This window comes from Microcella sp., assembly GCF_030645145.1.
GTDB lineage: Bacteria > Actinomycetota > Actinomycetes > Actinomycetales > Microbacteriaceae > Microcella.
The window spans coordinates 1-26,666 of the sequence record NZ_JAUSMI010000015.1 but is presented as its reverse complement, the minus strand read 5'-3'; the positions used below and the strand labels follow the sequence as shown (position 1 = coordinate 26,666).

The 26,666-nt window shown below is 72.3% G+C and carries 24 protein-coding genes and 2 tRNA genes; 10 read left to right on the top strand and 16 right to left on the bottom strand.

The annotated features are described in order from the left end of the window. Positions 1 to 606 (top strand): copper resistance CopC family protein (locus Q7T15_RS01105; RefSeq protein ID WP_304692416.1); only part of this gene is annotated, 606 nt, incomplete at its 5' end. Positions 607 to 674: 68 nt separating this feature from the next. Here Q7T15_RS01105 and Q7T15_RS01100 read toward each other — a convergent pair. Further along, on the bottom strand, positions 675 to 1,337 hold the full coding sequence (locus Q7T15_RS01100; protein ID WP_304692414.1) for an ATP-dependent Clp protease proteolytic subunit: 663 nt from the start codon (positions 1,335 to 1,337) through the stop codon (positions 675 to 677). 29 nt (positions 1,338 to 1,366) lie between these two features. After that, entirely contained in the window at positions 1,367 to 1,954 is a 588-nt protein-coding gene (locus Q7T15_RS01095) for an ATP-dependent Clp protease proteolytic subunit (RefSeq protein WP_304692412.1), read from the bottom strand. Between the two features lie 115 nt (positions 1,955 to 2,069). On the opposite strand from Q7T15_RS01095, the gene Q7T15_RS01090 reads away from it, so the two are divergent. Continuing rightward, positions 2,070 to 2,519, top strand: a complete 450-nt coding sequence (locus tag Q7T15_RS01090) for a GNAT family N-acetyltransferase (protein ID WP_304692418.1) — start codon at positions 2,070 to 2,072, stop codon at positions 2,517 to 2,519. 59 nt (positions 2,520 to 2,578) lie between these two features. On the opposite strand, the gene tig is transcribed toward Q7T15_RS01090, so the two are convergent. Together tig and Q7T15_RS01080 are read right to left on the bottom strand one after the other, a co-directional pair. Next, positions 2,579 to 3,937 (bottom strand): trigger factor, encoded by a 1,359-nt coding sequence (gene tig, locus Q7T15_RS01085; protein WP_304692410.1) that lies wholly within the window; start codon positions 3,935 to 3,937, stop codon positions 2,579 to 2,581. Between the two features lie 37 nt (positions 3,938 to 3,974). Then, positions 3,975 to 4,052: transfer RNA gene (locus Q7T15_RS01080), tRNA-Pro, on the bottom strand. 149 nt (positions 4,053 to 4,201) lie between these two features. Here Q7T15_RS01080 and Q7T15_RS01075 point away from each other — a divergent pair. Continuing rightward, positions 4,202 to 4,272: transfer RNA gene (locus Q7T15_RS01075), tRNA-Gly, on the top strand. 133 nt (positions 4,273 to 4,405) lie between these two features. On the opposite strand, the gene Q7T15_RS01070 is transcribed toward Q7T15_RS01075, so the two are convergent. Both Q7T15_RS01070 and Q7T15_RS01065 read right to left on the bottom strand, forming a co-directional pair. Further along, positions 4,406 to 5,977 (bottom strand): hypothetical protein, encoded by a 1,572-nt coding sequence (locus Q7T15_RS01070; protein WP_304692408.1) that lies wholly within the window; start codon positions 5,975 to 5,977, stop codon positions 4,406 to 4,408. A 70-nt stretch (positions 5,978 to 6,047) separates the two neighbouring features. Further along, entirely contained in the window at positions 6,048 to 6,575 is a 528-nt protein-coding gene (locus Q7T15_RS01065; RefSeq protein ID WP_304692406.1) for an RNA polymerase sigma factor, read from the bottom strand. A 115-nt stretch (positions 6,576 to 6,690) separates the two neighbouring features. Here Q7T15_RS01065 and Q7T15_RS01060 point away from each other — a divergent pair, with 115 nt between their 5' ends. After that, a complete protein-coding gene (locus Q7T15_RS01060) occupies positions 6,691 to 10,404 on the top strand; it encodes an SCO7613 C-terminal domain-containing membrane protein (RefSeq protein WP_304692404.1) in 3,714 nt (1,237 codons plus the stop codon). A 138-nt stretch (positions 10,405 to 10,542) separates the two neighbouring features. Further along, complete coding sequence (locus Q7T15_RS01055) at positions 10,543 to 11,031, top strand: Dps family protein (RefSeq protein ID WP_055860232.1); 489 nt, start codon at positions 10,543 to 10,545, stop codon at positions 11,029 to 11,031. A 69-nt stretch (positions 11,032 to 11,100) separates the two neighbouring features. On the opposite strand, the gene Q7T15_RS01050 is transcribed toward Q7T15_RS01055, so the two are convergent. From Q7T15_RS01050 to Q7T15_RS01035, 4 genes are read right to left on the bottom strand one after another with little or no spacing between them, the layout of a single operon-like run. Then, positions 11,101 to 12,588 carry an amidohydrolase gene (locus Q7T15_RS01050; protein WP_304692400.1) on the bottom strand — a complete coding sequence of 496 codons (1,488 nt, stop codon included), beginning with the start codon at positions 12,586 to 12,588 and terminating at the stop codon, positions 11,101 to 11,103. After that, a complete protein-coding gene (locus Q7T15_RS01045; protein WP_304692398.1) occupies positions 12,569 to 13,204 on the bottom strand; it encodes an FMN-binding negative transcriptional regulator in 636 nt (211 codons plus the stop codon). The genes Q7T15_RS01050 and Q7T15_RS01045 overlap by 20 nt, the downstream gene beginning before the upstream one ends. Before the next feature lie 8 nt (positions 13,205 to 13,212). Then, positions 13,213 to 14,283: an Fpg/Nei family DNA glycosylase gene (locus tag Q7T15_RS01040; protein ID WP_304692396.1), complete on the bottom strand. Its 1,071-nt coding sequence runs from the start codon at positions 14,281 to 14,283 to the stop codon at positions 13,213 to 13,215. 2 nt (positions 14,284 to 14,285) lie between these two features. Next, positions 14,286 to 14,771 carry a ribose-5-phosphate isomerase gene (locus Q7T15_RS01035; protein WP_304692395.1) on the bottom strand — a complete coding sequence of 162 codons (486 nt, stop codon included), beginning with the start codon at positions 14,769 to 14,771 and terminating at the stop codon, positions 14,286 to 14,288. Positions 14,772 to 14,874: 103 nt separating this feature from the next. On the opposite strand from Q7T15_RS01035, the gene Q7T15_RS01030 reads away from it, so the two are divergent. Continuing rightward, the gene (locus tag Q7T15_RS01030) at positions 14,875 to 15,651 is read left to right on the top strand and encodes an SDR family NAD(P)-dependent oxidoreductase (RefSeq protein WP_304692393.1); all 777 of its coding nucleotides are present in this window, start codon (positions 14,875 to 14,877) and stop codon (positions 15,649 to 15,651) included. Positions 15,652 to 15,702: 51 nt separating this feature from the next. Here the strand turns inward: Q7T15_RS01030 and Q7T15_RS01025 are convergent, their stop codons facing one another. Together Q7T15_RS01025 and Q7T15_RS01020 are read right to left on the bottom strand one after the other, a co-directional pair. Beyond that, on the bottom strand, positions 15,703 to 16,050 hold the full coding sequence (locus Q7T15_RS01025) for a cupin domain-containing protein (protein WP_235460149.1): 348 nt from the start codon (positions 16,048 to 16,050) through the stop codon (positions 15,703 to 15,705). Next, entirely contained in the window at positions 16,047 to 17,468 is a 1,422-nt protein-coding gene (locus Q7T15_RS01020; RefSeq protein WP_304692389.1) for an FAD-binding oxidoreductase, read from the bottom strand. The genes Q7T15_RS01025 and Q7T15_RS01020 overlap by 4 nt, the downstream gene beginning before the upstream one ends. Positions 17,469 to 17,536: 68 nt before the next feature. On the opposite strand from Q7T15_RS01020, the gene Q7T15_RS01015 reads away from it, so the two are divergent. From Q7T15_RS01015 to Q7T15_RS01000, 4 genes are all read left to right on the top strand, one after another. Then, positions 17,537 to 19,435, top strand: a complete 1,899-nt coding sequence (locus Q7T15_RS01015) for an alpha-amylase family protein (RefSeq protein ID WP_304692387.1) — start codon at positions 17,537 to 17,539, stop codon at positions 19,433 to 19,435. A 58-nt stretch (positions 19,436 to 19,493) separates the two neighbouring features. Next, complete coding sequence (gene pepN / locus Q7T15_RS01010; RefSeq protein WP_304692385.1) at positions 19,494 to 22,037, top strand: aminopeptidase N; 2,544 nt, start codon at positions 19,494 to 19,496, stop codon at positions 22,035 to 22,037. Positions 22,038 to 22,151: 114 nt separating this feature from the next. Next, entirely contained in the window at positions 22,152 to 23,171 is a 1,020-nt protein-coding gene (locus tag Q7T15_RS01005) for a mechanosensitive ion channel family protein (RefSeq protein ID WP_304692383.1), read from the top strand. After that, entirely contained in the window at positions 23,171 to 23,584 is a 414-nt protein-coding gene (locus Q7T15_RS01000; RefSeq protein ID WP_304692381.1) for a globin, read from the top strand. The genes Q7T15_RS01005 and Q7T15_RS01000 overlap by 1 nt, the downstream gene beginning before the upstream one ends. A 210-nt stretch (positions 23,585 to 23,794) precedes the next feature. Here the strand turns inward: Q7T15_RS01000 and Q7T15_RS00995 are convergent, their stop codons facing one another. The 4 genes from Q7T15_RS00995 to Q7T15_RS00980 form a co-directional block, all read right to left on the bottom strand. Continuing rightward, positions 23,795 to 24,652 carry a CoA ester lyase gene (locus Q7T15_RS00995; protein ID WP_304692379.1) on the bottom strand — a complete coding sequence of 286 codons (858 nt, stop codon included), beginning with the start codon at positions 24,650 to 24,652 and terminating at the stop codon, positions 23,795 to 23,797. Next, positions 24,649 to 25,158, bottom strand: a complete 510-nt coding sequence (locus Q7T15_RS00990; protein ID WP_304692377.1) for a MaoC family dehydratase — start codon at positions 25,156 to 25,158, stop codon at positions 24,649 to 24,651. Before Q7T15_RS00990 ends, Q7T15_RS00995 begins: the two co-directional genes overlap by 4 nt. Then, complete coding sequence (locus Q7T15_RS00985; RefSeq protein WP_304692375.1) at positions 25,155 to 26,303, bottom strand: acyl-CoA dehydrogenase family protein; 1,149 nt, start codon at positions 26,301 to 26,303, stop codon at positions 25,155 to 25,157. Before Q7T15_RS00985 ends, Q7T15_RS00990 begins: the two co-directional genes overlap by 4 nt. After that, positions 26,300 to 26,666: acetyl-CoA carboxylase biotin carboxyl carrier protein subunit (locus Q7T15_RS00980; protein ID WP_304692373.1), on the bottom strand; the 367-nt coding region annotated here is incomplete at its 5' end. The genes Q7T15_RS00985 and Q7T15_RS00980, both read right to left, overlap by 4 nt.

The window sequence follows — 26,666 nt, the reverse complement described above, 5'->3', positions numbered from 1 at the left end:
CGCGCCGCGCGCGCCGGAGCGGCGACCACCGCTGCCGCCGCCGCGCTCGTTCTCGGCCTCGCCTCCCCCGCCGCCGCGCACGACTACGTCGTCGACTCGACGCCCTCCGACGGCGCGACGATCACCGCTCTCCCCGAGGCGTGGACGGTCACGGCCAACAACCCGCTGCTGACGCTCGAGGGCAACGACGGCGCCTTCGCGATCGTCGTCACCGACGCCGAGGGCCTCTACTACGGCGACGGCTGCGTCGAGGTGTCGGGCGCGACGATGACGGCTCCCGCGGTGCTGGGCGAGCCCGGCGCGTACGAGATGACCTTCCAGTACGTCTCGAGCGACGGGCACACCCTGTCGGAGACCTACGGGTTCACCTACGCGCCGGCAGACGACGAGGCGGTGACCGAGGGCTCGACCGCCGCGCCCGAGTGCGGCGGCGACCCCGCGGCCGGCGCAGGCGCGAACGACGACGCGAGCGGCGGCGGTGCGGCGACCGACGAGACCGCGGCCGTGCTCGCCGGCGTCGCGTGGATCGGCGGCGGGCTGCTCGCCGCGGCTGCCGTCGCGACGGTCGTCGTGCTCGCGAATCGGCGCCGCCCCGCCGGCGACTGAGCGGGCGGGAACGACGCGGGCCCCGCATCCGGTCATCGGATGCGGGGCCCGCGGTCGTTCGGCGGTCGTCAGCTCGCGGTGAGCGCCGGGATCGTCTTGCGGCTCGTGAGGACCTGGTCGATGAGGCCGTACTCGAGGGCCTCCGACGCGATGAGGATCTTGTCGCGGTCGATGTCCTTGTTGACCTGCTCGACGCTGCGGTTCGAGTGCTTCGAGAGCGTGTGCTCGAGCCACTCACGCAGGCGGGCGATCTCCTTGGCCTGGATCTCGATGTCGGACGCCTGCCCGCGGCCCGCGTCACCGGTCGCCGGCTGGTGGATGAGCACGCGCGCGTTCGGCAGCGCGAGGCGCTTGCCGGGCGAGCCCGCCGCGAGCAGCACCGCCGCGGCCGAGGCCGCCTGACCGAGCACGACCGTCTGGATCTGCGGGCGGATGTACTGCATCGTGTCGTAGATCGCCGTCATCGCCGTGAACGAGCCGCCGGGGCTGTTGATGTACATGACGATGTCGCGGTCGGGGTCCTGCGACTCGAGGACGAGCAGCTGGGCCATGACGTCGTCGGCCGACGCGTCGTCGACCTGCACGCCGAGGAAGATGATGCGATCCTCGAAGAGCTTCGCGTACGGGTCCTGGCGCTTGTAACCGTAGGCCGTGCGCTCCTCGAAGCTGGGCAGGATGTAGCGGCTGCTCGGCATCGCGAGGGGGCTGCCGCCGAAGTTCGGGGTCTCCATGAATGTCTCTCTCTCGATCTCGCGGATGCCTAGGCCTGCTCGGTTCCGCCGCCACCGACGACGTCGGTGGCCGAGGACCGGATGTGGTCGACGAAGCCGTACTCGAGCGCTTCCTTCGCGTCGAACCAGCGGTCGCGGTCGCCGTCGGCGTTGATCTGCTCGACGGTCTTGCCCGTCTGCGCCGCCGTGATCTCGGCGAGTCGGCGCTTCATGTCGGAGATGAGCTGCGCCTGCGTCTGGATGTCGCTCGCCGTGCCGCCGAAGCCGCCGTGCGGCTGGTGCAGGAGGACGCGCGCGTTCGGCGTGATGTAGCGCTTGCCCTTCGTCCCGGCCGTCAGCAGCAGCTGGCCCATCGAGGCCGCCATGCCGATGCCGACGGTGACGATGTCGTTCGGCACGAACTGCATGGTGTCGTAGATCGCCATGCCGGCAGTGACGGAGCCGCCGGGCGAGTTGATGTACAGGTAGATGTCCTTGTGCGGGTCCTCCGCCGCGAGGAGCAGCAGCTTCGCCGCGATCTCGTTGGCGTTGTCGTCGCGCACCTCGGAACCGAGCCAGATGATGCGGTCCTTGAGGAGTCGATCGAAAACGCTGTTGGGCATTGCCGGTTCGGCCATGGGGTTGAGCTCCTGTTCGTCTCGTGGTTCGAATCTACAGAAGCCAACCCGCGAGCCCGGCCGTGTTCGCCGTGGGCAGAGAACGCGTCGCGCGGGTCGCTACCGTGGCCCCGTGATGCGATTCCGGCAGCCCTCCCTCGCCGACGACGCGGGCGTCGTCGGCTACCTCGTGGGGGTCGCGTCGACATCCGACTTCGAGGCGTGGTGCGAGCGCGAGTGGTGGCGCGCGCTGCGCGAGCGGTACCGGCTCGACGTGGAGCGACGCGAGGCCGACGCGGAGCTCGTGCGGAGCATCCACCGCCCGGATCGCACGTCGCCGGCGATCACCGGGGCGTTCCCCGCCCACTTCCACATCGACCTCCTGCCGCGCGCGCAGGGGCAGGGCATCGGGCGGATGCTCATCGAGCGGCTCATCGAACGCCTCGAGCAGCGCGGCGTCGCGGGCGTGCACCTCGGGGTCGAGCCCGCGAACGCTCGAGCGATCGGCTTCTACCGGCACCTCGGATTCACGGAGGTCGCCGTCGAGGACGACGGCGGGCTCATCCTCGGCCTGCGGCCCGGGTGAGACGGACGACGGGCCCGGAGCGCGATGCTCCGGGCCCGTCGGCGTGACTGCGGGGTCGACTAGTGGTCGTGACCCTCGTGGTCGTGACCGTCGTGGTCGCCCTCGTCGTCGGTGACGACCGAGTCGGCGACGGGAGCCGTCGCGGCGGCCGTGAACGCCGACAGGTCGACGGCCTCGCCGCTGCTGTCGACGACCGTCGCCTTGCTGAGGGCGATCGAGAGGGCCTTCGAGCGGGCGACCTCGCCGACCATCTGCGGGATCTGGCCGTTCTGGTCGAGGACCTTGATGAACTCGCCCGGCTCCATGTTGTACTGCGCCGCGCCCTGGATGAGGTACTGGGTGAGCTCCTGCTGGCTGACCTTGACCTCCTCCTTCTCGGCGAGGGCGTCGAGGAAGATCTGGCTCGTGAACGTCTTCTGCGTCGACTCGGTGACCTCGGCGCGGTGCACGTCGTCCTCGAGGCGGTTCTCGTTCTCGAGGTGGCGGTGCACCTCGGTCTCGACGAGGGCCTCGGGCACGGGGATCTCGACCTGCTCGAGCAGCTTCTCGAGGAGGAGGTCGCGGGCCTGCGCGCCCTGGCCGAAGGCCTTCTGGCGCTTGACCTGCTCGCGGATGTCGTCGGTCAGCTCGCCGATCGTGTCGAACTGGCTCGCGATCTGCGCGAAGTCGTCGTCGGCCTCGGGAAGCTCGCGCTCTTTGACCGACTGGAGGGTGACCTCGATCTGGGCGGTCTCGCCCTCGTGGTCGCCGCCGAGCAGGACCGACTCGAAGGTCGTGGTCTCGCCCGCGCTGAGCGAGTCGAGCGCCTCGTCGATGCCCTCGATGAGCTCGCCCGAGCCGACCTCGTACGAGATCGAGCTCGCGGTGTCGACGGTCGTGCCGCCGACGGTGGCGACGAGGTCGATCTGGACGAAGTCGCCGGTCGTCGCGGGGCGGTCGACCGTGACGAGCGTGCCGAAGCGGCCGCGCAGGTTCTCGAGCTCCGACTGGACCTCCTCGTCGGAGACCTCGGCCGCGTCGACCGTGATCTCGACGCCCTCGTAGGCCGGGATCTCGAACTCGGGGCGGACATCCACCTCGATCTCGACCTTCAGGTCGCCGGAGAAGTCCTTCTCGCTCGGCCACTCGGTGACGTCGGCCGACGGACGGCCGAGCGTGCGGAGCTTCTGCTCCTGCACGGCGTCGCGGAAGAACTTGTCGAGACCCTCGCTGACGGCGTGGTTGATGACCTCGCCGCGGCCGACGCGCTGGTCGATGATGGGCGGCGGCACCTTGCCCTTGCGGAAGCCCGGGATGTTCACCGACTCCGCGATGTGCTTGTACGCGTGATCGATGCTGGGCTTGAGCTCGTCGGGCGTCACCGTGATGGCGATCTTGACGCGGGTGGCGCTGAGCTTCTCAACCGTGGACTGGACCAATTGGGGATTCTCCTGAGGTTTTCGGGGCTGATGGGTCTGGTCGGGGCGACAGGATTTGAACCTGCGGCCTCCCGCTCCCAAAGCGGGCGCTCTAGCCAAGCTGAGCTACGCCCCGATGACTGGCGACCATCGACCAGTTGGGCGGAAGACACGAGGTCTCTGCAAAACGGCCTCGGCAAGTCTAGCCGAGCCGCGCGGCAGCGCCGTCGAGAGCAGAACGGGATGCGATACGCTGGCTCCCGCACGCGGCCGGTTCGGCCTCGTGGGGATGTAGCTCAATGGTAGAGCCTCAGTCTTCCAAACTGATGGTGCGGGTTCGATTCCCGTCATCCCCTCTGTGTTCATTTCTGGCTGCGCCGCCGCTTCTGCGGCGCAGCGCGCTCCGCGCGACGAGCGCGGTCGTCGCGCTTCGCGCCGTCGGCTCGTGTCGTCCGTGTCTGCCGCTCCTGCGGCGCAGCGCGCTGCGCGCTAGTCCTCCGCGGGGAGCGGCATCGGCTCGATGCGGTACTCGACCGGCTCGGGCAGCGCGATGACGCCCTCGACGAGCGAGACCACCGAGCTCCACCAGCCCTCGGCCTGCCGGTAGGCGTAGCCAGGCACGAGCCACGCGTCGCCCTCCGAATCCCACAGGAGCAGGAGCGTCGCCTCGGCCTCCTCCATGGTCACGATCTCGACCTCGGGCGTCGGCTCGGGCAGGGGCTCGGGCTCGACGACGGGCGGCTCGCTCGGGTCGATCGGGGTCGGCTCGACGGGTGCGGGTTCGGTCGGGGCCGGCTTCTCCGGGTCGATGGGGCTCGGCTGCACCGGCGCGGGCTCGGGCGCCGGCTCGCTCGGGGCGGGCTCCGCCGGAGGGGCTGAGTCGGTCGGGGCCGGCGCGGGCTCGGTGCCGGGGTCGACGGCCGCGCCGCTCGATCCGGTGGCTCCGTCGCCGTCGGTGCCGGGCATCCGCTGCTCGATCGCGGCGTCGCCCGACATCTCGGCGATGCCGATGCCACCGCCCTGGAACTCCGGGCCGGCGGCGCCGAACCAGCGGCCGTCGGCGAGGCGGGAGACCGCGTCGCGCTCCGAGACGGTGCCGAACGAGCCCTTGCTCACGACCTCGACGGCGTGGCCGTAGGCCCACGCGATCTCGCCGCTCGGGCCCCACGCGACGGCCCAGTCGAGCGCGGTCTCGACCCCGTCGACGACGAGGTTCGCGCTCGCGACGGTCTGCCACGCGTCGGCGGTGATGCGGATGTCCGCGGCGTCGACGTCGAGTCCGGTCGCGGTCAGGATCGCGGCGGCCTCGTCGCGCGCCTCATCCTCGCTCGGCATGTCGCCGTCGGCGGGCGGCACGGGCTCGCAGACCTCGGGCGCGATCTCGGGCAGCGGCTCATCGGCCTCTGCGCTGTCGCCGGACCCATCGGCTCCGGCGCCCTCGGCACCCGCGTCGCCGGGCGACGCGCACGTCGTCCACCCGCTCGCGCCCGGATCGCTGTACCACCAGCTCGCGGTGCCGGCCCAGGTGATCGTGAGCGCGGGCGCCGAGCCGTCCTCCGGCCCCACGATGTAGGAGGGATAGCTCTCGTCGAAGTAGCTCGCGCGCATCGCGTCGCCGACGAGGTCGAAGACGCCCGCGAGCTCGTCGAGGGTCGCCTCGGGCGTGCCCGTGCGCTCGAGCGCGTGGACGCCGCCTGAACCGCCGGAGCTCGAGAGGCCGTCGCCCGCGACGTACTCGTACTGCTTCCACACGCCGATGCGGAGGTCGCTCGACTCGGCGGCGGCACCGAGCGCCGACTGGTCGGCCGCTCCGCCGGCCGCCGTGAAGAGCGGCGCGCGCGACGCGAACGGCTGGGCGATGACGAGCGACCCGGCCGTCACGGCGGCGACCGCGAGCACGGCGCCGCCGGCGGCGCGGGAGACGCGGCCGTGGTTGATGAGGCGGGGGGCGCGGCGGCCGGGGGCTCCCGTGACGATGTCGGAGGAGAGGACCGGGGCGTCGCCCTGATCGACCGCCCGGCGGAGGCGGGCGGCTGCGTCGTCGTGCTGTTCGCTGCTCATACCCGGTATATGTCGGCGCGCGGTCGGATCTTTCGCCGCGATCGAGGAGCGATTCGCGCGGTCGCCGCAGTCAGTGGCGGGGCGGGGCGGGGGCATCCCCCGCATCGCGCGCCTGGGCGCGCTCGAGCGCCTCGGCGAGCGCCTTCTTCGCGCGGTGGAGGCGCACGCTCACGGCGTTGGGCGTGATGGCGAGGGCGACGGCGATCGCGTTCACGGGGATGTCCTCGAGCACGGCGAGGGCGAGCACCTCGCGGTCGCGCGGGCGCAGCTCCTCCCAGGCCCGCGCGAGCGCGAGGTCACCGAGGACGATGTCCTCCGTGCTCGGTGCGGAGTCGGGGGCGGCGAGGACCGCGAGCGCGTTCGAGCGGGCGACGTGACGACGGCGGTGATTCGCGACCATGTACGAGGCGATGCGGTAGAGCCACGGGAGCTCCTCGCCCTCGGTGACCGTCTCGCGCTTGCGCCAGGCCACGGCGAACACGTCGGCGGCGAGGTCGTCGACGGCGTCGCGCTCGACGCGGCGGGCGAGGTAGGCGCTCACGGCGGGGAGGTGCCGGGCGTAGACAGCCGCGAACTCGTCGGGCGTCACGGGCGGCATGGCGACAGTCTGCCCCCGCCTCGGCTCGTCCCCACCGAACCGGGCGGCGCGTGTTCGCACATGTCTCGCGCGCGGGGCGGCCCGGCGGCGCGCACCGGCCGATAGGTTGTGCCGCATGAGCGTCGTGCCGCCCCTCAGTCCGTCCGCCGACCCTGCGAGCCCGGGCGGCTCGACCGCCGCCGACCTGGCCCTCGCCGGCCCCGTGGCCTTCCCGCGCTCACCCGTCGAGCTGCGGTCGACGACCGTGTGCCCTGCGTGCTTGACGCCCTTGCGCGAGGCGCGCTGCGCCCGCTGCGGCCTCGACCTCACGCAGCCCTCCGCGATCGAGCTCGCCCGCGTCTCGCAGCAGGCCGCCGACCTCCTGGATGCCCGGGTCGCCCTCATCGGCCGCATCCGTCGCGAGGGCGCCGCCTCGGTCGCCGTGCCCAGCGCATCGGCGAGCGCCGCACCCGCGTCGCCCGCTCACGCGGCGTCCGCTGCCGCGCCTCCCGCCGCACCCCGGCTGTCGAGTGCGCCGGTGCCGCCCTCTCCGCGATCGGGGAGATCGGGGAGATCGGGGAGATCGAGCATCCAGATCGCGCTCATCATCATCGGCATCAGCCTGCTGTCGGTGTTCGCGATCTTCGGGCTCGTCTACGCCTTCCTGACCTACGGCCAGACCGTGCGGATGCTCATCGTCGCGGCTGGGACCCTCGCGACCCTCGCCGCCGCGGCCGCGCTCTCGCGGCGCGGGCTCAGCGCGACCGCCGAGGGCATCGCCGCGCTCGGCACCGTCGTGCTCGTGCTCGACGCGTGGGCCCTGCGCGAGAACGACCCGCGCGGTCTCGGCGCGCAGCCGGAGCTCGCCTACTGGGGCGCCGCCCTCATCGTCGTCGGGATCATCTGCGTCGTGTGGTCACGGCTCGGGCGGCTGCACTCTCCTGCACTCGGCGCCGCACTGCTCGTGCCGCTCGGCGCGGCCATGCTCGCGACCCACCTCGCCGAGCCCCTCGACGCCCAGTGGGGGTCGACGATCCTCGCCGGGGCGAGCACCGCGGTCGGCGGCATCGTCGGAGCGTCGGCCGCGCTCGCCCACCCCGCGCTGACGAGCCGCGAGACGCCCGGCATCGCCCGCGGCGCTCGGCTCATCGCCGTGCTGACGGCGATCGGCCTCGGCACGGTCGCGGCGAGCGCGATCTCTCTCGGGCTCGACGATGCGACCGCGACGCTCGTGCTGAGCATCGCGCTCGCCCTCGTCGCCCTGGCTCACGCGGCACTCCTCGCCCGGGTCGCCGGCGTCGGGCACTCGCTCGAGCGGTGGCTCGCCGCCGCCGCGGGCGCGCTCGCGGTCCTCGCCGCGGTTGCGGGGTCGGCGATCGGCGCCGCACGACTGCCCGCGGGCGACACGGCCGTGTGGCTGCCGCTCCTGGTCGCGACCGCCATCGCCGTCGTCCTCGAGCTCGGTGTCGCGCGACGAGAGCCCTCCCCCGGGGCCGTCGCACTGCGCACCGCTCTGGTCACGGCCGCCGCGCTCGCCGCCGCACTCGCGGGCGTCGCGGCGATCGTCGGTCTCGGCGCGGCGGCGGAGGCGGCGCTCGCCCCGACGTCGCCGCTCGGCACGCTGACCACGAGCACGATCATCGACCCCGAGCCGGTCATCCCGTCCGCGCTCGCGGGCCTGCTCCTGGCGCTCGGGTTCGTCGCCGCCGGATGGGCGGCGCTCGGGGCCCTCCGCGCGCGGGCACGCGCGCTGACGGCCGTCGTCGGCGTCCTCGCGGTCGCCGCCGTGCCGCTGTTCGGGACGTGGATCGCGATCGTCGTCGTCCTCTCCGTTCTCGCGATCGGTGCGAGCCTGCTTCTCCACGCCTCCGCGCGCATCGCGACCCGAGACGATCGTCGCGCCGTGCAGGCCCTTCTCGCGCCGCTCGCCGTCGGCTCCGCGCTGCTGGTGCTGCTGGTCAGCCCCGCCGTCACCGGCGGATGGATCATCGGGACGGCGGTCGCCGTCATCGCCGTCGCCATCTGCCGCTCCCTTCCGGCGCATCCGGTCGTCACGGCGATCGCGGTCGCGGCGGCGTCGGCGATCGTGATCCTCGCGAGCGTCCCCCTCGCCGACGACATCGCACGAGCGGGGCTCGTCGGCGGCGCGATCGGCGGCGATGGGTCGTCGCCGGCGATCGCGCCCTCCACCCTGGCGCTCGCCCTTGCGGGCGTCGTCCTCCTGGCGGCCCAGCTCGGTCGGATGCACCGCACGGAGCGTCGGGCGGCCTCCGCGGTCGCCGTGCTGCTGGGCGCGCTCGCCGCGCTCGACCTGCGCGCCCCCGCCCTCGGTGCGGCGCTCGCGGCCGCCATCGGCCTCGGCGCTCTCGTGGTCGTCCTCGTCCGATCGCGGCGCGGCGCGCACAGCTCGACCGTCTCTCCTGACGATCGGCGCCTCGAGGCGCTCGTCGCCGCGGGGCTGATCCCCGGGCTCGCGACCGTTATCGCCGCGGCACTGCTGTTCGACGCGACCCCGGGCTCGATTCCGACCGACGTGAGCGGACTCGTCGCGATGCTCGCGCTCGTCGTCGTCGCGGCGACGAGTCTCGCGGCGTACGCCCGCCGATCGCCTGATCGCCAGCGCCGCGCGGTGACGGACTCCGTGACCGGCGCCCTCGGGTCGATCCTGCTGCTGGGCTCGGTCGCGAGCGGGGCTGCGTCGGCCCTCGACGGCGCCGACAGGGCGCTCCTGCTGCTCGCGAGCGCGATCGTCCTCCTGCTGCTGGCGATCGACCGGGACGGACTCGTCGGGTCGCGCTCCCGCCGCCGGCACCTGGGCTGGGGCGCTCTCGCGCTCGGCTCGCTCGCGCTCTGGACGCAGCTGGAGGCCACGGGCGAGACCGCACCGGAGCCGTTCGTCCTCCCCGTCGCCGGCATCGTGCTCGTCGTCGCGGCGCGCCTCGCCATCGTCCGACGCGGCGGCGAGACGACGCCGAGCCGTGCGGTCGCGCCGCTCATCGCCCTCGCCGCGCTGCTCGCCGGCGCTCCCCTCGCGCTGGCGAGCGCGGAGGGCCCGCTCCTTCGAGCCCTCGCGGTCGGTGTGATCGCGAGCGTCGTCGCCCTCGCTGTCGCGTGGCGCGCCCGTGAGCTCGACGCGCGCATCCCCGGGCTGGCCTCGACCCTCGCGGCGGCAGCGCTCGTCGTGCTGGCGGTGCTCGCCGTGGTCCAGTCCGTCGACCTGGCCGCTTCGGCCGGCGCCGGCGGCCTTCCGATCGCGGAGCAGATGCGCGGGGTCCTCCTCGTGATCGTGCTCGCGACCGTCGCCGTCGGGGCCTGGCTCGCGCCGGAGGGACGCGAGCGCGACATGGTGTCGGCGGGCGCGGCGGGGCTCGGCGCGCTCGCCGGCGGTGTTCTCGGCGTCGGCGGCGCGGTCGACCCCGTCGAGCTCGTGAGCCTCCCGATCGCGCTCGCGCTCCTCGCCATCGGCACACTCCGCCTCGAACGGGATGAGCGGACGCGCAGCGCCGTGTGGCTCACCCCCGGTCTCGTCCTGCTCCTCGTGCCCTCGCTCGTCGCCGTCGATCAGGACCCCGCTCTCTGGCGCGTCGTCGCCCTGGGCGTCGTCGCCACCGCCGTCGCCGTCGGCGGCGCGATCCGTCGCCTGCAGGCGCCCCTGCTCATCGGCACGACCGTCCTGCTCGTCCACCTGCTCGTGCAGAGCTGGCCGCTGCTGGAGGACATCGGGCGCTCCGTCGAGTGGTGGCTGTGGCTCGGTCTCGCGGGCGTGATCGTCGTCGCGATCGCCGCGCGCTACGAACGCCGTCTCCAGAATGCGCGCGACCTCGTCCGCCGGATCCGCGACCTGCGCTGAGCGCGGCCAGGCATCGGGGCCGCCCTGGGAGCGCGGTGGGAGTCGCCTCCACGCGGCTCGCGATCGGCCTACCGTGGAGGAGGAGCCCGCGCCACGAGCGCGGCTCGTCCACGATCGACGACACGAAAGGACCACGCCATGACCGACGTGACCTCCGCCCCCGAAGCGACGACCGACGCCGAGATGGTCTCGGGCGTCGCCCAGTACCTTGAGCCCGTCGTCATCGACCTCAACGCGCTGGCCCTCGAAGGCAAGCAGGCGCACTGGCATGTGCGCGGCCGCAACTTCATCGGAGTCCACGAACTCCTCGACACGCTCGTCGAGCACGCCCGCGACTACGGCGACACCGCCGCCGAGCGGATCGTCGCCCTCGGCCTTCCGCTCGACGCGCGCACCAAGTCGATCGCGAAGAAGACGACGGTGCCGCCCGTGCGCGCCGGCTTCGCGCAGACCGACGACTTCATCGCCGACGTCATCGCGGGCATCGACGCCGCACTCGTGAGCCTGCGCGCGGCGATCGAGGGCCTCGAGGAGATCGACCCCGTGAGTCAGGATCTCGCGATCGCGATCACCGCCGACCTCGAGAAGGACCGCTGGTTCCTCTTCTCGCACATCGCGGAGGCCTGAGACCGGGCACCTCACCGACCTGCGCGTGCGACGGCCGCGACCCCGACGGGGGTCGCGGCCGTCGTGCGTCTAGGAGCGCGCGAGCTGCGGCAGTGCGGCGTGCGTCACGCGGCCGCCGAGGAGCGTGAGCGCGACGGGCATCGTGCGCAGGGCGTCCCCCGATGCGGTCAGCGGATCGGTCTCGACGGCGATGAGATCCGCGCGCTCGCCCACCGCGACGAGCGAACGAGTCGACGCGGCGAGCGCCTCCGCGGGCGTGATCGCCTGCTCGCGGTGGAACGGATCGCGTCCGTCGCGCGCGCGCGTCGTCGCCGCGGCGATCGCGACCCAGGGGTCGAGCGGTGCGACGGGAGCATCCGAGCCCAGCACGATCGTCGCGCCGGCGTCGAGCAGCGAGCGGAGTGCGAAGGCGCGCCGGGTCCGTCCGGGCCAGTAGCGCTCGGCGACGTCGCGGTCGTCCATCGCGTGCTCGGGCTGGACGCTCGCGATCACGCCGAGGGCGGCGAACCGCGCGAGATCGCTGTCGTGCAGCAGCTGCGCATGCTCGATGCGACCGCCTCGGCCCAGCTTCTGGAACACGTCGAGCGCGACCTTGTTGGCGCCGTCGCCGATCGCGTGGACGGCGAGCGCGAACCCTGCCTCCGAGGCGCGCGCGAGCAGCGGGTGCAGGTCGCACGGCGGGACGGTCAGCAGGCCGTACGGGTGCTCGGCCTCCTCCGGGTACGGGTCGCAGCAGTACGCGGTGCGCGTGTTGAGCGAGCCGTCCGTGATGACCTTGAGCGGACCGACGGAGACCGTCTCGCTGATCACCGACCCGGAGTGCAGGCCCGCCTCGATCGCGCGGTCGAGGTGCTGCGGGTAGACCCCGAACTCCACACGGAGACCGTCGAACCCGGCGGCGGTGCGGCGGCGCCAGTCGTCGAGGCTCCAGCGCATCTCGAGGTCGACGACGCCGACGACGCCGCGCGCCGCGGCCTCGCGCGCCGCCTCGGCGACCCACTCGTCGAGCACGTCGTCGGGCGCCGCATCGAGCTGGCGGGTGACCGCGAACGCGGCCTCCTCGCGCAGCAGCCCCGTCGCGCGCGCGGCCTCGAGCTCGGCGGCCGGCAGCTCGGCGCCGAAGCGGTCGAGGGCGGCCGAGTTCAGCCAGGCGCAGTGCACGTCGGCGCTCACGAGCACGACCGGGTGATCCGGCGCGGCGGCGTCGAGCAGGGCGGCGCTGGGCGCATCGGGCCAGAGACCGTCACGGAAGCCTCCGCCGACGATCGTGTCGCCCGGCGCGGCGTGGGCACGGGCATCCGTCACCCGATCGGCGACGTCGCGCGCGCTCGACGCGCCCGACAGATCGAGGCGACGGCGGTGCTGAGCCCACTGCGTGAGGTGCACGTGCTCGTCCCACAGGCCGGGGAGCAGGAAGCGGCCGTCGAGGTCGACGACGCCCTCCCCCGCGGCGATCGTGCCGGCGGGGTGGATGCCCGTGATGACGCCGTCGGCGATCGTCACGTCGATCGGCGCGTGGCCTCCGAGCGGCCGGGCGTCACGGATGGCGCGGATCATGGAGTCTCCTCATCTCGCGGGCGAGGCCCGTGCTCGCGTACGGGCCGTCGCCCTCGAGCTCGCCGACGATGCGGTCGACGACCTCGGGGGTCTTGTTCTGGCTGAGCTTCGCGCGCGCGTCGACGCGGGTCACGCGCAGGCGGATGCCCACCGTGCCCTTCGCGATGCGCGCGCTCTTCTCGGGGTCGAGGTGGAGGCCGCGCGGTTCGGCGACCTCCTTCTCGAAGTGGTCGGTCAGGTGGGTGAGCACGCGCAGGTTCTCGTCGTCGCTCAGGATCTCGGGGGTGCCGTAGAGGTGGGCGGTGACGTGGTTCCAGGTCGGGACGATGTCGCCCTCGGCGTACCAGGACGACGAGACGTAACCGTGCGGGCCCTGCACGATCACGAGCACCTCGCGGCTGCCGAGCTCGTGCAGCTGCTCGTCAGGGCGGCCGACGTGGCTCACGAGCACGATGTCATCGCCGGTCGAGGCCTCCTCGTCGAGGAGGAACGGGTAGTGCGAGGCGACGATGCCGCGGTCGGGCACGTGCGACACGATCGTCGCCCACGGGTTCTCGCGCACGAGGCGGCGCAGCTCGTCGGGGTCGGTCAGGAAGAAATGGGGTGAGTGACGCATGAGAAGCCTCAGACCTGGCAGCTCGGGCAGTAGTAGAGCTTGCGGGCCGCGGCGAGCTCCATGACGATGTGGGTCCCGCACACGCGGCACGGCAGGCCCTCGCGCTTGTAGACCCAGTGGCGGTCGGCGCGGTTGCGCAGCGCGAGGCGGCGCGACTCCTCGTCGAGGCCGTCCATCGTGAGCATCTGGCCCGTGTCGACGCCGACGCCGAGCAGGTAGCGCCAGTCGCGCCAGAGGCCGCGGATGACGTCCTCCGGCAGATCCGCGCCGAGTGCGTGCGGGTCGAGGCGCGCGCGGAACAGCAGCTCGGCGCGGTAGACGTTGCCGATGCCGCTCACGACCGACTGGTCCATGAGCAGCAGGCCGATCGGCACGCGACGGCGACGGATGCGCGCGAGCATGCGCTCCTCCCCCGCGTCGGCGTCGTCGATGAGCGGGTCGGGGCCGAGCCTGTCGATGACCTGCTGCACCGCGGCGGCGTCGAGCACCTCGCACGCGGTCGGCCCGCGCAGGTCGGCGACGGCCGAGTCGGTGAGCAGGCGCACGCGCACCGCGCCGATCGGGTCGGGCGGGAAGCCCTCGAGCGCGAGGTCGTCGATCGCGCTCTCCGTCTCGGCCTCGGCCATCCGCAGGCGCGTGCGGCGCGGGGCGCCGATCGAGGCGAGAGACTCCTCGTGCGCGCCGACGACGGTGGTCGGGGCGGCTGCGTCGTCGTCGTCGGATGCTCCGCGCATCCCCGTCTGCCCCATGCGGCCGGTCAGCATCTCAGGCTCCGTCGCGCCGCTCTCGCTCGCCGATCCCGACGAGTCGCTCGCCGCCGGGCGCGCGGTCGCCGATGCGACCGCGCCAGCGAAGTCCCACGCGCCGTAGATCCCGAGGTGGACGCGCAGCCAGACGGCGTCGTCGAACTCGAGGAACATCTGCTTGCCGACCGCGCGCGCGTCGGTCATGGTCCGGCCGTCGATGAGCGCGGCGCCGTCGGCGAAGCGCCCCTGCGGCGAGCTCGCGCTGACGCGGCGGCCGACGAAGTGGCGCCCGAACTGGCGGGCGATGCGATGGACGGAGTGACCCTCGGGCACGATCAGACGATGCCGTGGCCGGCGATCGCGCCGGTCGACTCGTACTCGCCGACCTGGGCGATGCGGCGCGCGTGGCGCTCGTCGCCGGGGAACGGCGTCGAGATGAAGACGTCGATGAAGCGCAGCACCTCCTCGACGGAGTGCTGACGGGCGCCGATCGCGATGACGTTCGCGTCGTTGTGCTCGCGGGCCAGGGTCGCGGTCGCGTCGCTCCAGACGAGCGCGGCGCGGATGCCCTGGACCTTGTTGGCGGCGATCTGCTCGCCGTTGCCCGACCCGCCGAAGACGATGCCGAGGGCCTCGACGCCCTGCTCGTGGTCGCGCGCGACGGCGCGCGCGGCGTTGATGCAGAAGGCCGGGTAGTCGTCGAGCGGGTCGTAGTCGACGGGGCCGTGGTCGTGCACCTCGTGGCCGAGGCTCGCGACGTGCTCGCGGACCGTGCGGCTGAACTCGAGACCGGCGTGATCGGTGGCCACGTGGATGCGCATGACCACGATTCTAGGGCCGTCGGAAGCGGGCCGAAGGTCCCTGGACGCGCCGCGGGGGCGGTGGGATGCTGAGCCGCAATCCGATTCGGAAGGAGTCATTCTCATGACCCGCACCTATCTCATCACGGGCTCGGCGAGCGGCATCGGCGCCGCGACCGCCGACCTGCTCGCCGCTCAGGGTCACCGCGTCATCGGCGTCGACGTGCACGATGCCGACATCGTCGCCGACCTCACGACGCACGAGGGCCGCGCCGCGCTCGTCGAGCACGCGCGCGACCTCAGCGGCGGCACGATCGACGCCGTCATCGCGAACGCGGGCCTTGCGACCGAGTCGACGGCGACGGTCGCTGTCAACTACTTCGGCGCGCTCGCGACGCTCGAGGGGCTGCGCCCGCTGCTCTCCGGCTCCTCGGCCCCGCGCGCGGTCGCGACCGCGTCGATGGCCTCGCTCTTCCCCGTCGACGACGAGCTCGTCGACGCGTGCCTCGCGCACGACGAGCCGGCGGCGCTCCACCGCGCGAAGGAGCTCCTCGACGCCGGCCAGGGCGGCCTCATCTACGGCTCGACCAAGCGCGCGCTCGTGCGCTGGATCCGCCGGAACGCGGCGACGCCCGAATGGGCCGGGGCGGGCATCCCCCTCAACGGCGTCGCACCGGGCGTGATCGAGACGGCCATGACGGCGCAGTACACCGAGACCGAGGAGGCGCGGAAGGCCATCCTCGAGATGGTGCCCATGCCCCTCAACGGCATCGCCGAGGCCTCGAGCGTCGCGCACCTGCTGGCCTATCTGACGAGCGTCGAGAACACGCACCTGTGCGGTCAGGTCGTCTTCATCGACGGCGGCAGCGACGTCGCCATCCGCGGCGACTCGACCTGGTAGACGCTGCGCCTCCGAGGCGATGCGGGCGCGGATGCCCGGCGCGGGCCGGGCTCAGGCGATGTAGATCTTCCGCAGCGTCTCGAGCACTTCCCACTCGGTCTCCTCGCCGTCCTCGAGCCGGCCGACAGAGCCCGGGACGAGCTCGGTCTCCGAGCCGTCCTCGCGGCGAAGGATCGCCCGGCCGCGCAGCACGATGAAGACCTCCTCGACCTCGACGTCGGTGACGATCCCGGGAGTGAGCTCCCAGACGCCGACCTCCCAGTCGTCGACCTCGGTGAGGGCGACCGAGCCGACGTGCGGGTCGCCGTCGACGACCTGCTCGGGGTCGACGCGCTCGAGTTCGAGGTCGAGCTCGAGGGCCTGGAGGATCGTGGGCGCGTCGAGCGGAAGAGAGGTCACGAGTCGAACCCTAGACCCACCGCGTCGAGCGTGCGAAGGAGCAGATTGCGACGCCCCTCGCGGTGGTCGGCCCTATCGAGCGCCCAGCGCACCGACTGCACGGCCGGGTACGTCGCCGGCTCGGGCGGGAACGGCAGCGGGAGCTGGTTCACCATCTTCAGGCTCGTGCGCTCGGTCTCGAGCCCCGCGAGCTGGTCGAGCATGACGTTCGCGGCGAAGCGGGTCGCGGCGACGCCGAGCCCCGTGAAGCCCGCCGAGTAGGCGACGCGGCCGCCGTGCGCGGTCGCGTGGAAGGCGCAGAAGCGGCTCGAGGTGTCGATGACGCCCGCCCAGCGGTGCGTGAAGCGCACGCCCTCGAGCTGCGGGAACGTCGTGAGGAAGTGGCTCGCGAGCGTCGCGAAGCTCTCGCGTCGGTCGTCGTAGTCGGAGCGGATGCGGCCGCCGTAGTGGTAGATGGCGTCGTAGCCGCCCCAGAGGATCCGGTTGTCGGCCGAGAGCCGGTAGTAGTGGAACTGGTTCGCGGAGTCGGCGACTCCCTGCCGGCCCTCCCACCCGATCGACGCGAGCTGCGCGGTGGTGAGCGGCTCGGTCATGAGCACGTAGTCGTACACGGGCACGGTGTGCAGGCGGTAGCGCTTGAGCAGCGACGGGAAGGCGTTGGTCGCGAGGGCGACGCGATCGGCGCGCACGATGCCGCCGGCCTTCGTCGACAGCTCGACGGCATCCGGTTCGGCGCGCAGCGAGCTCACCGGGGAGTTCTCGAAGACCTCGACGCCCGCCTCGAGGCACGCCCGCAGCAGCTCGCGGCCGAGCTTCCCGGGGTGCGCGAGCGCGGTGTCGCGCGTCGACAGCAGGCCGCCCTGGTACGTGGGCGAGGCGATCGCGCGCTGCATCGCCGCGGCGTCGTGGAAGAGCTCGGAGTGCCCGTCGTGCGCCTCGGCGAGCTCGCGCACCTGGTACGGCTCGGTCGCGACGGCGAACGAGCCGACGCGCTCGAAGTCGCAGCTCCAGTCGCGGTCGCGCACGGTCGCCTCGATGTCGTCGAGGTTCTGCATTCCGAGGCGGTCGAGCGTCGCGAGCTCGTCGGGGAAGCGCTGCTCGCCGTTCTTCGCCCCGTGCGTGAGCGTCGCCTCGACGAAGCCGCCGTTGCGGCCGGACGCCGCCCAGCCGACCCGCTTTCCCTCGAGCAGGATGACGCGCGCATCCGGGTCGCGCTCCTTCGCGAGCAGGGCCGTCCAGAGGCCTGCGTAACCCCCGCCGACGACCGCGAGGTCGGCGCGTTCGCGCGTCGAGAGCGCCGGGTGGGGCGCACGGTCGGGGAGGTCGTCGAGCCAGAAGACCGCAAGGCGCGAGTCGGCGAGCGCCGCGCTGATGAGCCGCTCGTCGGGTCGCGCGCGTTCGAATACCGTGGACGCCATGGGGCAAGGATGCCACGTCTTGTCCACTTGGACAATGATGTCGTCCGAACGATGAGGGGGATGCCGCGATGGAGCGAGCACTGCAGGTCGCGCTGGCGGGCGCTCGCGACGCGAGCACGACCGATGAGGACTGGGCCCGACTGAGCGAGCGCGTCGACCGGGAGCTCCCCCGCCTCGCGAGCCTGTTCCGCGAGGTGTACGGCGAGAGCGAGCGCACCGACCGCGAGCTCGAGCTGCTCGTCGCGCAGCTCGCGACGAGCTGGCAGGCCCGCCCCGCCGAGCTGCGCGCGCTCGACGCCGCCCGCGAGGCCGACCCCGACTGGTTCACCTCGAACCGGATGCTCGGCGGCGTCATCTACGTCGACCGGTACGCGACCGATCTGCGCGGCGTGAGCGCGCGCATCCCCTACTTCCAGGAGCTCGGGCTCACCTACCTGCACCTCATGCCGCTCTTCCTCGCCCCGGAGGAGAACAGCGACGGCGGCTACGCCGTGTCGAGCTACCGCGAGGTGAGCCCCGCGCTCGGCGACATGGCGCAGCTCACGGCGCTCGCGGCCGAGCTGCGCGAGGCGGGCATCGCGCTCGTCGTCGACTTCATCTTCAACCACACGTCGAACGAGCACGAGTGGGCGCAGCGGGCCCTGAACGGCGAGCGCGAGTTCGAGGACTACTACTGGGTCTTCGACGACCGCCAGATGCCCGACGCCTTCGAGCGGACGGTCCGCGAAATCTTCCCCGACGACCACCCCGGCTCGTTCGTGCGGATGCCCGACTCCCCCGACGGCTCGCGCACCGGCCGCTGGATCTGGGCGACCTTCCACACCTTCCAGTGGGATCTCAACTACTCGAACCCCGCCGTCTTCCGCGCGATGGCGGGCGAGATGCTCTTCCTCGCCAACCAGGGCGTCGACATCCTGCGCATGGATGCGGTCGCGTTCATCTGGAAGCAGCTCGGCACGCAGTGCGAGTCGCTCCCCGAGGCGCACCTGATCATCAGGGCGTTCAACGCGGCCCTGCGCATCGCCGCCCCGGCCGTGCTGTTCAAGTCGGAGGCGATCGTGCACCCCGACGAGGTCGTCCAGTACATCTCGCCCGAGGAATGCCAGCTCAGCTACAACCCGCTGCAGATGGCGCTCATCTGGAACTCGCTCGCGACGCGCGACGGCCGCCTGCTCCAGCAGGCGCTCGAGCGCCGGCACGCCCTCCCCGCCGGCACGGCGTGGGTCAACTACGTGCGCAGCCACGATGACATCGGCTGGACCTTCGCCGACGAGGACGCGGCCGAGCTCGGCATCGACGGCTACAGCCACCGGCGCTTCCTCAACAACTTCTTCGTCGACCGGTTCCCGGGCTCGTTCGCGCGCGGCGTGCCGTTCCAGGACAACCCGAAGACGGGCGACTGCCGCATCTCGGGCACGACCGCATCTCTCGCGGGGCTCGAAGCGGGCGATGCGGGGGCGATCGATCGCATCGTGCTCGCGCACAGCATCCCCCTCTCGACCGGCGGGGTGCCGCTGCTGTACCTCGGCGACGAGGTCGGCCAGCTCAACGACTACGCCTACATCGCCGACCCCGCGCACCGCGAGGACAGCCGCTGGGTCAACCGGCCTCCGTACCCCCAGGAGCTGTACGCGCAGCGACACGACGCGACGACCGCGGCGGGGATGCTCTACGCGCGCCTCGCGCGCCTGCTGGCCGTGCGCCGCCAGACAGCGGAGCTCGCCGGCGGCGCCCTCGTCGCCTTCGACGCGAACAACCCGCACGTCATCGGGTATCAGCGGCCGGGGCTCGGCACGCGCATCCTGTGCCTCGCCAATGTCGCCGACGACCCGCAGACGGTGACGGCGCTCACGCTCTCCGGGCTGCCGGCGACGGGAGAGGACCTCATCGCGGGCGGCACGATCGACCTGCGACGCGACCTGGTGATCCCCGCCCACGGCATCGTGTGGATGCGCGTGGCCGAATAGGGTGGAGTCGCTCCGCCACGAGCGGAGCCATCCCCTGTGTGCCGAAGGAGGCCCCGCTGTGCCCGGAGAGAATCTGACCCGCGCCGAAGCCCAGGAGCGCGCGTCGCTCGTCCAGACCGAGAGCTACGACATCGCGCTCGACCTGACCACGGGAGCCGAGGTGTTCCGGTCGACGTCGACCGTGGTCTTCACCGCGACCCCCGGCGCGAGCACGTTCATCGACGCGATCACCCGCACGGTGCACAGCGTCACGCTCAACGGCGCCGTGCTCGATGCGGCCGCGATCGCCGACGGCACGCGCATCCGCCTCGAGAACCTCGCCGAGCGCAACGAGCTCACGGTCGTCGCCGACCACGAGTACACCAACACGGGCGAGGGCCTGCACCGCTTCGTCGACCCGGTCGACGGCGAGGTGTACCTGTACTCGCAGTTCGAGGTGCCCGACAGCCGCCGCGTCTTCGCGGTCTTCGAGCAGCCCGACCTCAAGGCGACGTTCCGCTTCACGGTGACCGCGCCGCAGTCGTGGGTCGTCGTATCGAACTCCCCCGTCGAATCGCGCGAGGACCAGGGCGAGAGCGCCACGACCGTCTTCGCGACCACGAAGCGCATCTCGAGCTACATCACCGCGATCGTCGCGGGCCCGTATCAGAGCGTCACGAGCGAGCTCACGAGCGCCGACGGCCGCACCATCCCGCTCGGCATCTTCGCGCGCGCCTCGCTCTTCGAGTACCTCGACGCCGACTACATCTTCGACATCACGCGCAAGGGCTTCGAGTACTTCGAGTCGCGCTTCGGCGTCGCGTACCCGTTCGAGAAGTACGACCAGCTCTTCGTGCCCGAGTTCAACGCGGGCGCCATGGAGAACGCGGGCGCCGTGACCTTCACCGAGACCTACGTCTTCCGGTCGAAGGTCACCGACGCGATCAAGGAGCGCCGCGTCGTCACGATCCTGCACGAGCTCGCCCACATGTGGTTCGGCGACCTCGTCACGATGAAGTGGTGGAACGACCTGTGGCTCAACGAGTCGTTCGCCGAGTGGGCGTCGACGATCGCCACCGCCGAGGCCACCGAGTGGCACGAGGCCTGGACGACCTTCCAGGCGATGGAGAAGAGCTGGGCGTACCGCCAGGACCAGCTGCCCTCGACGCACCCCGTCGTCGCGACGATCAACGACCTCGAGGACGTGCAGGTCAACTTCGACGGCATCACGTACGCCAAGGGCGGCAGCGTGCTCAAGCAGCTCGTCGCGTGGGTCGGCCAGGAGGCCTTCTTCGCGGGCGTCTCCGCGTACTTCCAGAAGCACGCGTGGGGCAACACCGAGCTGCGCGACCTGCTCGTCGAGCTCGAGGCCGCGAGCGGCCGCGAGCTGACTTCGTGGAGCGAGAAGTGGCTCGAGACGGCGGGCGTCAACACGCTCCGCCCCGAGCTCTCGGTCGACGACAGCGGCGTCATCACGTCCTTCGCCGTGCTGCAGAGCGCCGCCGCCGACTACCCGACGATCCGCCCGCACCGCATGGCAATCGGCTTCTACGACCTCGTGGATGGTGCGCTCACGCGCACGCACCGCCTCGAGCTCGACGTCGACGGCGAGCGCACCGACGTTCCCGAGCTCGTGGGCCGGAGCCGCCCCGCGCTCATCCTGCTCAACGACGACGACCTCGCGTACGCGAAGATCCGCCTCGACGAGGCCTCGCTCGCCGTCGCGATCGAGCACCTCGCGGCGATCGAGAGCCCGCTGGCCCGCGCGATCGTGTGGGGCGCGGTGTGGGATGCCACGCGCGACGCCGAGGCGGTTCCGCGCGACTACGTGCGGCTCGTGCTCAACAACATCGCGACCGAGACCGAGTCGACGACGATCCGCACCACGCTCACGCAGCTCACGACCGTCGCGCGCCTCTACGTCGACCCGTCGCGCCGCGACGCGACGATCACCGAGGTCGCCGACGCGCTGTGGTCGCTCGCCCAGGGCGCCGACGCGGGCAGCGACGCGCAGTTCCAGTTCGTGAAGTTCTTCGCGAACATGGCGGCGACGCCGGCTCACGGCGAGATCCTCGCGGGCCTCCGCGACGGCTCGATCGCGCTCGACGGCCTCAGCGTCGACACCGACCTCGAGTGGGAGCTCCTGGAGGGCCTCGCCCTCGTCGGCGCGATCACGCCGGGCGACATCGACGCGGCTCTCGCGAAGGACAACACCTCGAACGGCCAGCAGGCCGCGTCGCGCGCGAACGCGGCGTTCCCCGACGCGGAGAGCAAGGCCGCCGTCATGGAGCACCTGCTCACCGACGACTCGGTGCCGAACGCGATCGTGCGCATGACGACGATGGGCTTCCAGCACGTCAACGACCCCGCGGGGCTCGAGGGGCTCGTCGGCCGCTACTTCGACGCCCTCACCGGCATCTGGACGAGCCGCAGCTACAAGATCGCCGAGTACCTCATCCTCGGCCTCTACCCGGCACCGCTCGCGTCGCTGCGCCTCGTCGACGCGACCCGCGCGTGGCTCGACGCGAACCCCGACCAGCCGGCCGCGCTGCGTCGGATGGTCTCGGAGAACCTCGCGGGCGTCGAGCGGGCGCTCGCCGCTCAGGAGCGCGACCGGGCGTAGTCGGATCACCACGGGCATCCTGCGACGGATGCCCGGCCGGAGCACCTCGAGGGCCTCGTCGATCGACGGGGCCCTCGGGCGTTCCCCGGCTCGCCCGTCACTAGGCTGAAGGCGATGGACACCTTCGACTGGTCGACCCTCGGCGACGGCATCTACGCCTGGTACCTGGCGTGGCGCGTTCCGCTGCGCATCCTCGGCGTCATCGTCGGAGCAGTCATCCTGCGGGCGTTGCTGCGCGTGTCGATTCGGCGCGTGGTGGACCGCGTCGTCAACGGCGTCAAGAAGGCGCAGGCTGTCGAGCACACGGTCGAGCTGAGCGCCTCGCCGCTCATGGCGGTGCGCGTCGTTCAGCGCACCCGGACGATCGGCTCGGTGCTCAACAACCTCGTGACGTGGTCGATCGTGTCGATCGCGATCGTGCTCGTGCTGAGCGAGCTGCAGTTCTCGGTCACGGCGCTCATCGCCTCGGCGGGCATCCTCGGCGCGGCGCTCGGCTTCGGCGCGCAGAACGTCGTCAAGGACATGCTCAACGGGTTGTTCATGGTCTTCGAGGACCAGCTCGGCGTGGGCGACATCGTCGACCTCGTCACGACGCAGGGGCCGGTCTCGGGCGTCGTCGAGACGGTCGCGGTGCGCGTGACGCAGGTGCGCGACGTGAACGGCACCCTCTGGTACGTGCGCAACGGCGAGATCGCGAACGTCGGCAACAAGTCGCAGGGCTGGGCGCGGGTCATCCTCGACATCCCCGCTCCGTACACGGCCGACATCGACTCGGTCGAGAAGACGATGCTCGACACGGCGCAGGCGATGGCCGACGACCCGACCTGGACGCGGAAGATCTTGGAGAAGCCGGAGGTGTGGGGCATCGAGTCGATCTCGGCCGAGGCGCTCGTCATCCGGCTCGTCGTGAAGGTGCGCTCGGGCGATCAGTTCGACATCGCGCGCGAGCTGCGCCGCCGCATGAAGGACGCCCTCGACGACCTCGGCGTCGCTCTGCCTGCCCTCAACCGAGTCGTGCTCGACGGGCTCGATGCGAAGGCTCCGCGGAAGCCGGCGGGCAAGCCCGTGTCGCGCGCCGCGGCGGCGGCTGTTGCGGATGCTCCGCCGACGTCGCCCGAGAAGGCGGCCGACTGATGGCCCACCTCACGCTCGGCGCGACCGGCGGACCGACCGACCCGATGTTCGCGCAGGTCGGCGGGCACGCGACCTTCGAGCGCCTCGTCCGGAAGTTCTACGAGGGCATCGAGTCGGACCCGGTGCTGCGCCCGATGTACCCCGACGACGACATGGAGGGAGCCGTCTGGCGACTGACCGCCTTCCTCGAGCAGTACTGGGGCGGCCCGACGACCTACAGCGAGCAGCGCGGGCATCCGCGGCTGCGCATGCGGCACATGCCGTTCAAGGTCAACCCTGACGCGCGCGACCGCTGGCTCACGCACATGCGCGCGGCGCTCGACTCGCTGCAGCTGCCCCCGCTGCACGAGGAAGCGATCTGGGATCACATGCTGCGCGCGGCGCACGCGATGGTGAACACGTTCGAGGAGTAGCCGCCGCTGAGTCTGCCGCGCTGACGCACTCTCTGCCGCGCTGACGCACTCTCTGCAATCCGCTCTCCGAGCCCTACCCTCGGCACCCTTCCAAAACTACGGAACGCATGAAGACGTTTCACCCGCTCCGTAGTTCTGGAAGGGCGACGCGTGCGGACCCGATCCCCTACCGCGCGCAGCCCGATGCGGCGGTGGTGCGGTCGAGCCGGGCTACTCCCCCGCGCGCTGCAGTACCCGGCGCGCGTGACGCAGCACCGGCTCGTCGACCATGCGGCCCTCGTGCGCGAACACTCCGGAGGCGCCGGCTGCCGACGCGGCATTGAGCACCCCGCGCGCCCAGACGACCTCCTCGGCCGAGGGCCGATACGCGGCCCTGATCGTCTCGACCTGACCGGGGTGGATGCACGCCGTCGCCGCGAAGCCCTGCGCCACGGCGTCGCGCGCCTCCTCCCCGAGGCCGTCGAGGTCGGCGATGTCGAGGTGTACTGCGTCGATCGCGGCGATGCCGTGCCCGCCGGCGGCGAGCAGCACGCGAGCCCGGGCGTGCCGCGCGACGTCGCGGTACCGACCGTCGGGGCCGCGGCTCGAGGTTCCGCCGAGCGAGGCGACGAGATCCTCCGCGCCCCACATGAGCGCGACGACCGACGGCTCGGCCGCGAGCTCCTCGGCCGCGAGCACCCCCGCCGCGGTCTCGACGAGCGCGACGATCGCGCATCCCGTCGGGTTCGACAGATCCGCCGCGAGCGCCGCCGCGTCCGCCGCGCTCTCCGCCTTGGGCAGCATGAGGATGCGGTACCCGGTCTCCCTCACGGCGGCCACGTCGAGCGCGTGGTCGGCCGTGCCCCGCGCGTTCACTCGCACGATCGTGCGGGTCGGGTCGAGATCGGAGGCCCGCAGCGCCTCGCGCGCGCGCTCCTTGTCGGCCGGCGCCACGGCATCCTCGAGATCGATGATGACCGCGTCGGCGCGCTCGGCGGCCTTCGCGAAGCGCTCGGGGCGATCGCCCGGCACGAACAGGATCGCCGGGCCGAGCGCGAAGCCCGCGTCACCGAGCGCCGCCGAGGTCACGGCGCATGCCCCTCGCACCACACGAGCGTCGAGCGGGTCGCGGTCGCGACGACGGTGCCGTCCTGGTTGCGGCCAGTGTGGCGCAGCGTGACAATGCCCTGCCCCGGCCGCGAGCCCGAGAGCCGCTTCGCCTCCACGAGCGTTTCGGAGTAGAGGGTGTCGCCGTGGCGCATCGGGTGCGGGAAGGCGACCTCGGTGAAGCCGAGGTTCGCGACGATCGTGCCCTGCGTGAGCTGCGCGACGGATGCTCCGACGAGGGTCGAGAGCGTGAGCATCGAGTTGACCAGCCGCTCGCCGAACGGCTGCTCGGCCGACCACGCGGCGTCGAGGTGCAGCGACTGCGTGTTCATCGTGAGGGTCGTGAAGAGCACGTTGTCGGCCTCAGTGAGCGTGCGGCCCGGCGCGTGGACGTAGGTCGCGCCGACCTCGAACTCGTCGAACCAGAGGCCGCGCTGCACGATGCGGCGGCCCTCGCCCCCGCCCTCGCCCGGCGCATCGGCGCTCATGAGAAACCCAGCTCGCGGGCGATGATCATGAGCTGCACCTCGGTCGTGCCCTCGCCGATCTCGATGACCTTCGAGTCGCGGTAGTGCCGGGCGACGCGGTACTCGTTCATGAATCCGTAGCCTCCGAAGATCTGGGTCGCGTCGCGGGCGGTGTCCATCGCCGCCTCGCTCGCCACCATCTTGGCGATGCTCGCCTGCTTCTTGAAGGGCTTGCCCGCGACGAGCCGGAACGCCGCGTCGTACGTCGCGAGCCGCGCCTGGTGCACGCGCGCCTCCATGCGCGCGAGCGTGAAGGCGATGTGCTGGTTCGCCCCGATCGGGCGGCCGAAAACCTTGCGGCTCTTCGCGTAGGCGATCGACTCGTCGAGGCAGCCCTGCGCCGCGCCCGTCCCGAGGGCGGCGAACGCGACGCGGCCTTCGTCGAGCGTCTGGATGAAGTTCGCGAACCCCCGCCCGCGCTCCCCCAGCAGGTTCGCCTCGGGCACGCGCGCGCCCTGGAACGTCAGCGGGTGCGTGTCGGAGGCGTGCCAGCCGACCTTGTCGTACGCGGGCTCGACCGTGAAGCCGGGCGTGCCCGACGGCACGAGAATCGCGCTGAGCTCGGCCTTCCCGTTGTCGTCGCGCCCGGTGACCGCGGTCACGGTCACGAGCTCGGTGATGGGCGTGCCCGAGTTGGAGATGAACTGCTTCGACCCGTCGATGACCCACTCGCCGCCCTCGAGTCGCGCGGTCGTGCGGGTCGCGCCCGCGTCGGAGCCCGCCTCGGCCTCGGTGAGCCCGAAGCCCGCGAGCGCCTCGCCCGAGGTCAGGCGCGGCAGCCACTGCTGCTTCTGCTCCTCCGTGCCGCTGCGGAAGATCGGCATCGCTCCAAGCCCCACACCCGCCTCGAGGGTCACGGCGATCGACTGGTCGACGCGCGCGAGCTCCTCGATCGCGAGGCACAGCTCGACGTAGCTGCCGCCCTGCCCGCCGTACTCCTCGGGGAACGGCAGCCCGAACAGCCCCATCTCGCCCATCTGCCGCACGACGTCCATCGGCAGCGTCTTCGTCCGGTCGGCCTCGTACGCGGCGGGGTCGACGACCTCGTTCGCGAACTCGCGCACCATGCTCTGCAGCTCGAGCTGCTCTTCGGTGAACTCGATCATGCGGGGGCTCCTTCGTGGGGGGCGGATGCGGTGGTCGCGCCGGGATCGCCGGCTGCGGTGGTCGGGGGATCTGCCGCGATCGCGGCGTCAGCCGCGTGCGTGCCCGGCTGCTCGGCCGGGTCGCTCGGCTCGAGCTCGATGCGCGCGACGACCTGGCCCTGCCTCACCTGGTCGCCGACGGCGACCTCGAGGCGCACGACACCGGGGTGCGGGGCGAGCACGGCGTGCTCCATCTTCATCGCCTCGACGGTCACGATCGGCCGGCCGGCCTCGACGCGGTCGCCGTCGGCGGCGCCGAGCGCGACGACCGCGCCGGGCATCGTCGCCCGCAGCTCGGGACTCGCGGCGCCGGGCACGGCCCCC